General features: G+C 78.3%; 4 protein-coding genes and 1 pseudogene. 3 read left to right on the plus strand and 2 right to left on the minus strand.

Annotation, left to right across the window (positions count from 1 at the left end; genetic code table 11):
- Positions 1-399 precede the first annotated feature (399 nt).
- Positions 400-813: a TlpA family protein disulfide reductase gene (locus ACIP60_RS38150; RefSeq protein WP_400694221.1), complete on the minus strand. Its 414-nt coding sequence runs from the start codon at positions 811-813 to the stop codon at positions 400-402.
- Positions 814-1,018: 205 nt separating this feature from the next.
- Between ACIP60_RS38150 and ACIP60_RS38155 the strand changes: the two genes are divergently transcribed.
- Both ACIP60_RS38155 and ACIP60_RS38160 read left to right on the plus strand, forming a co-directional pair.
- Positions 1,019-1,459, plus strand: coding sequence for a DUF4395 domain-containing protein (locus tag ACIP60_RS38155; protein ID WP_400694224.1), 441 nt, complete (start codon positions 1,019-1,021; stop codon positions 1,457-1,459).
- Positions 1,460-1,679: 220 nt separating this feature from the next.
- Complete coding sequence (locus tag ACIP60_RS38160) at positions 1,680-2,435, plus strand: lysophospholipid acyltransferase family protein (RefSeq protein ID WP_400694226.1); 756 nt, start codon at positions 1,680-1,682, stop codon at positions 2,433-2,435.
- A gap of 60 nt (positions 2,436-2,495) precedes the next feature.
- Here ACIP60_RS38160 and ACIP60_RS38165 read toward each other — a convergent pair whose 3' ends face one another.
- Entirely contained in the window at positions 2,496-5,744 is a 3,249-nt protein-coding gene (locus ACIP60_RS38165; RefSeq protein ID WP_400694229.1) for a hypothetical protein, read from the minus strand.
- A gap of 3 nt (positions 5,745-5,747) precedes the next feature.
- Here ACIP60_RS38165 and ACIP60_RS38170 point away from each other — a divergent pair.
- Positions 5,748-6,168 (plus strand): annotated as a pseudogene (locus ACIP60_RS38170) (hypothetical protein); the annotation flags it as partial.

Raw genomic sequence — 6,168 nt, forward strand, 5'->3', positions numbered from 1 at the left:
CCTCCCGGTCGGTGGTGGCATCGTCCGCGAAGCGACGGTCACCGGTCGCGTCGGGCACGTACTTCACACAGACAACGATCCTCAAGCTCACGGCCTGCTCTCCTGTTACTGGTCCGATCCGGCGGCTGCGGCAGCTGTCCGTGCGGGCCGAGCAGTCCTCGGTCCACGCGCGGGGCCCGCGGCCCGAGCGACGTGCGCAGGTGCCCCTCCGGAACTCCCCGGCAGCATACTCGTGAGTAGCCCAGCCGTCACTACTCGCCAGTAGCTTACGCTGCCCGCAGGTCCGGCCGGGCACCGTGCCACCGCCTGGGGCCCATCCTGCCCCAGGCCGCGGCGCGCTGTCCGCCCGCCACCGGGCCGGACCCCTCTTTCGCCCCCGCCGGGGTCCGGGGACAGGCCCTAGACCGCCTCGCCCAGCGCCGCGATCACGTCCGCCCGGCGCGGCTGCCCCGAGGCCCGCCGCACCACCCGGCCGGACGCGTCCAGCACCAGCACCGTGGGCGTGCGCAGGATCTCCAGCCGCCGCACCAGCTCCAGCCGCGACTCGGCGTCCACCTCCACGTGCGCGACGCCCTCGACCATCCCGGCCACCTCCGCCAGGGTGCGCCGGGTGGCCCGGCACGGCTGGCAGAACGAGGTGGAGAACTGCACCAGCGTCGCCCGCGCGCCCAGCGGCGCCCCGAGCTCCACCGCGGTCAACCGCACCTCGCCGTCCCCGCCCCGCACCCGCAGCCTCCCGTCCCGCGCCCTGCGCACCGTCCCGTACGCGCCGGCCACCGCCAGCACCGCCAGGCACACGATCAGTCCGGTCATCCGCCCAGTGTGACAAACCCGGCCCTGGGCCCGGAAGGCACGCCCCGGTAGCATCGCCCCCGTGACCGCCCGCACCCCGTCGTCGAACCCCCGGCTGACCAGCCGCCGGGTGATCGACCTGTGCCGGGCCGGCACCACCCGCTGTCGCTGACCGCACCGCCCCGACGTCCGACGTCCCGTCAGCGAACCCCTCCGGAGCCCCTCCGTGCCGTCCTCCCCCGTGGACCCCCACGGCCTGATCGACCCCCGCGGCCCCCGCTTCGCCGCGGTCCTCACCAGCCTCGTCCTGGCCGCCGCCCTGATCACCGGCAGCACCCCGCTGCTGGCCGCCCAGACCCTGGTCTTCGCCGCCGGCGCGATCGGCGGCCACCGCTACGCCCCCTACGGCCGGCTCTACCGCGCCCTGGTCCGCCCCCGCCTCCGGCCGCCCGCCGAGCTGGAGGACCCCCGCCCGCCGCGCTTCGCCCAGGCCGTCGGCCTCGGCTTCACCCTGCTCGCCACCCTGGCCGCCGTGGCCTCGCTCGACTGGCTCGCCCTCGCCCTGACCGCCCTGGCCCTCGCCGCCGCCTTCCTGAACGCCGCCTTCGACTACTGCCTCGGCTGCGAGTTCTACCTGCTGCTGCACCGCCGCTCCCCGGCCCACTGACCGGCCCGCTGACCGGCCCGCCGACGCCCCGCCGACGCCCCGCCGACCGGGCCGCCGACCGGCCCGGGCCGGGGTCGGGCGTGACAGACCGTGCCCGTTCGGGGGATCATCGGGGAGTAACACCCGTGGCAGCCGCGGCGTGCCGCGGCCTCTCGGCGCGGCCCCCGCGCCCCCGGGTCCACCGGACCGGGCAGATGGCCCGTGGGAAGTAGGGCTGACCGTGGCTGAGTTCGTGTACCCGCCGGTGATCCGCGCCGCGCTGACCGCCTTCAAGGCGCTGGACCTGCGGATCTCCATCGTCGGCGCCGAGCACGTCCCCGCCACCGGCGGCGCCGTCCTGGTCAGCAACCACATCAGCTACCTGGACTTCATCTTCGCCGGCTTCGGCGCGTACCGGGTGGGCCGCCGCAAGACCCGCTTCATGGCCAAGGACGACGTGTTCCGGCACAAGGTCTCCGGCCCGCTGATGCGCGGCATGAAGCACATCCCGGTGGACCGCGCCGACGGCCAGCCCGCCTACGAGGCCGCGGTGAAGGCGCTGCGCGAGGGCGAGGTGGTCGGGGTCTTCCCGGAGGCGACGATCAGCCGCTCGTTCACCCTGAAGAAGTTCAAGACCGGCGCGGCCCGGATGGCGGCCGACTCCGGCACGCCGCTGCTGCCGGTGATCCTGTGGGGCACCCAGCAGCTGTGGACCAAGGGCCGCCCCAAGACGCTCACCAAGCGCCACGTCCCGGTGACCATCATGATCGGCGAGCCGATCCACCTGGCCCCCACCGACAAGCCCGTCATGGTGACCCGCCGCCTGCGCGCCGCGATGACCGAGATGCTGGACCGCGCCCAGCGCGACTACCCCGCGCAGCCGACCGGGCCGGAGGACTCCTGGTGGCTGCCCGCCCACCTGGGCGGGACCGCGCCGACCCTGGAGCAGGCCGAGGCCGAGGACGAGGCGGAGGCCCGGCGCCGCGCCGCCCGCTGACGCCCCCCGACCAGCCGCCGCACCCGCGTCCGCCCTGGGCCGCCCGGGGCCGCCCGGGGATCAGCTCCCCGCCAGGCGGTGGGCGGCCAGGTCGTGCAGCAGCCCCAGCAGCGGCCGGAGCCTGCGCTCGGCCCGACCGGCGAGCGCCGCCAGCACCGGCAGGTCGTCGGGCCCGACGGCGGCGGCGGGCCGGGCGAGCCAGGCCAGCGGGTGGTGCAGGTCGTACAGCAGCGTGCGGGCCTCCCGGCTCCGCTCGGACGCCGGGGGCCGGCCGCCGTGGACGACGTACCTGCCGTCGGCGGACGCCCTCCACGCCGTGGTGAAGTCCTGGAAGGGGGCGGTCGCCGGCGGTTCGGGGACGGGCTCCAGCGTCTCGGAGTCGTGGAAGTGCGGCCGGCCGAGCGCCCAGCCGCCCACCACCCGCCAGGCCGGGACGGCGAACAGCGGGTGCAGGACCGGGGTGTCCACCGCGCCCGCCGGCCGCAGGCCCCCGCCGCGCCGCTCCCACCGGCGCAGGCCGCCGCCCGCCCCGGCGGTGACCAGCAGGTCCGGGCCGAGGAAGACGGCCTCCGCCGCGCCCGCGGTCTCGGCCGCGGCGATCGGCCGCCCCTCGGGCAGCCCGACGAGCACCGTCCGGGAGCCGTCGGCGAGCGCGATCCGGGTGCCCGTCGCGTCGACGGCCAGCCGGTCGCAGCGCCGCAGCCCCGTACCGCCCAGGTCGACGGGGACCGGGAAGTCGCCGCCCGTCCCGACCAGGACGGCGCGCATCGGCGCCAGGCCCACCACGTAGCCGTCCGCGGTGGCCGCCACCCGGGCGCCGCGCAGGGCGTCGCCCTCGGCGAGCTGCCGCGCGGAGCCGCCGTCGAACAGGACGAGCCGCTGGTGCGGCGGCTCCGGCAGCTCCAGGACGGCGACGGCCCGGCGCGGGCCGAGGCAGGCGACCGACTCCCACGGGTACGGGCCGTCGCCGCGGTGCAGCACCTTCGACCGGCCGCTGCCCGGGTCGAGCCCGCGGATCGCCCAACTTCCCTCCGCCTGCATGCCGTTGAGCGCGAGCGCGGGCCGGCCGTGGGCGAAGCCGACGCCGTCCGCGTTGCCGCCGAGGACCGGCAGCGCCCGGTGCGGCGGCTCCGGGCCCCGGCGGGCCGGGCGCGCGAGCACCGACGGGTCGGCCGCCGCGAGGCGTCCGGCCAGGGCCCGCGCGGCGCCCTCCGGCGGCTGCCACCGCCCGGCGAGCTCCCGGACGAGCCGGACGCCGTCCGCGACCGGGACGGACAGCGCGAGCGCCCACAGCCCGGCGTCGTCCCCGGCCGCGGTGAGCCGCCGCGCCTCGCCGTCGATCTCCCCGGCCGTCCCCCAGGGGATCCGCGGGGCCAGGCGGCGGCGCCGGTGCTCCTGCCCGGCGGCGGCGATCCGGTCCGCCAGCCGCTCCTGCTCGGCGGCGGTCCGCTCGGCCTCCCCGGCCAGCCCGGCACCGAGCTGGAGGGAGCGGATCACGCCGAACGCCCGCAGCAGGCCGGGCCCGTACGCCGACGGGTCGGCGTCCACCAGGTCCTGCCACAGCGGGACGAGCGCCTCCCGGTCGGGCAGGCCCGTGCGGTCGTACGGCGCGACGGCGACGACGTGCTCCAGGGCCTCGGCCAGCCCCGGCCGGTGGGCCTGCGGGTCGACGCTGACGAGGTACGCGTGGAGGGTGACCCCGGCCCGCCCGGCCGCCACGGCCTCCCGGTGGTGGTCGGCCGGCTCCGACGGCGGGTCCTCGTGGTCGGAGCCGGGATCGTCGTCGGAGCCGTCGTCGGAGCCGTCGTCGGAGCCGGGATCGGGCCCGCCGTCGGAGCCGGGGTCGGAGTCGGGGTCCGCGCGGCGCGCCCGCAGCTCGGTGCTCTCCGCGAGGGCGCCACCGGCCTCCGCCGTCCGCCCGGCGGCGGCCAGGGCGAGGTGCAGGACCTTGAGCGCGTCGGCCAGTTGGGGCTCCATGACGGCGGGGTTGCCCGGCACCAGGCGCCGGTCGAGGTCCACCGCCTCCCGGGCGAGGTCCACCGCGCGCTGCCGCCAGTCCGCGGCGACGGGCCGGTTCAGGCCGGGGCGGTCGGGCGCGGCCCCGGCGATCGCCTCGGCGGTCCCGTAGTGGCTGACCAGCCGTCCGGCCAGGAGGGTCAGGGCGTAGCCGAGCGCGGCCTCGTGCCGGGCCGGGTCGCCCGCCGCGAGTCCGCGCTCCAGGACCACCGCCTGTTCGAGCGCCGCCAGCGCGGCCCGGCCGCCGAGGTAGCCGGGCGGCAGCAGCATCGCGAGGTTGACCAGGCAGGCGGGCAGGTGGGCCCGTCCCTCCGCCTCGGACGCCTTGATCCAGGACATCGCCCAGAAGATCCCGAACGCCTCGTGCTCGGCCTCCAGCGCCTCCGCCGTCCGCCCGGCCAGGCGCAGCCGGCTGGCCAGGTTGACCAGCAGCGCGCCGCCGCCCGTCCCGGTGGCGGCCGGGCCCATCAGGCCGATCCGCCGTCCGATGTCGACGGCCTCCCGGGCGAAGGACAGCGAGGTGCGCCGCTCGCCGTAGCGGCCCAGCCGGTTGGCGAGGTTGGACAGCACGAAGGCCAGCGGCCGCTCGAACGTCCGCGGGTCGGCCTGCGCCAGCGGCCGGTAGAGCTCGACCGCCTCGACCAGGGCGTCCAGGTTCTCCCGGTACCGGCCGGCCGCGGCGAGGGCGTTGGCGAGCCGGGCGTGGATCGCCGCCCGCTGCGCGGGGTCGCCGGTCCGGGCCAGCCGCCGCCGGGCCAGCACGCAGGCCAGGTCGGCCGCGCCCGGCGCCAGGTCGCTGTGGTCGTGCGCGGGCAGGTGGGACTCGACGGCCTCCAGCAGGTCCAGCGGGGCGGCGGGCAGCGCGGCCAGGGCGCTCAGCGCGGGGCTGCCCGCCGCGACGGCGAGGTCGGGCCGCCCGCGCAGCAGCGGGAAGAGGTGCTCCTCGGCCACGTGCGGCCAGCGGTCGGCGGCGGCGGCCAGCAGCAGGACGGTGCGCCGGGTCCAGCCGGGGTGCGGCCGGCCGTCGGTGAGCGCCCGGACGGTGCCCGGCGCCCAGGGCCGGGCCGGGTAGTCCGCCGGGTGGCCCGGCAGGGTCAGGGCGGCGAAGTCCTCCGCGAGGCGGTCGGGTTGGAGCGGTTCGAGGACGGTGGCCCGGGCCGGGTCGGCGGGCGGGTAGCAGCTCGCGTGGTCGGCCAGCAGGCGCTCCACCGGCAGCGCGAGGTCCAGCCGGCCGAGCGCCCGCGCACCGGCCGGCGGTGCCAGCGGGCCGGTGAGCGCGGCCGTGAACACCACCCGGTGCATCACCTCCGGCGGGGTGACCCACGGCGGTTCGCGGGAGCCGTCGCCGCCGAGCCGGTCGGTGCCGTCACCGCCGAGCCGGTCGGTGCCGTCGCCGTGCCGGTGGGTACCGCCGCCGAGTCGGTCGGTGCCGTCACCGTCGAGCCGGTGGGTACCGCCGCCGAGTCGGTCGGTGCCGTCACCGTCGAGCCGGTGGGTACCGCCGCCGAGTCGGTCGGTGCCGTCACCGTCGAGCCGGTGGGTACCGCCGCCGAGTCGGTCGGTGCCGTCACCGTCGAGCCGGTGGGTACCGCCGCCGAGTCGGTCGGTGCCGTCACCGTCGAGCCGGTGGGTACCGCCGCCGAGTCGGTCGGTGCCGTCACCGTCGAGCCGGTGGGTACCGCCGCCGAGTCGGTCGGTGCCGTCACCGTCGAGCCGG

The organism is Kitasatospora sp. NPDC088783 (genome assembly GCF_044750705.1).
Classification (GTDB): domain Bacteria; phylum Actinomycetota; class Actinomycetes; order Streptomycetales; family Streptomycetaceae; genus Kitasatospora; species Kitasatospora fiedleri.

Excerpts from the sequence above, each read along its gene's own strand:
- ACIP60_RS38150 (WP_400694221.1), bottom strand. The coding sequence starts at position 813 with ATGACCGGACTGATCGTGTGCCTGGCGGTGCTGGCGGTGGCCGGCGCG.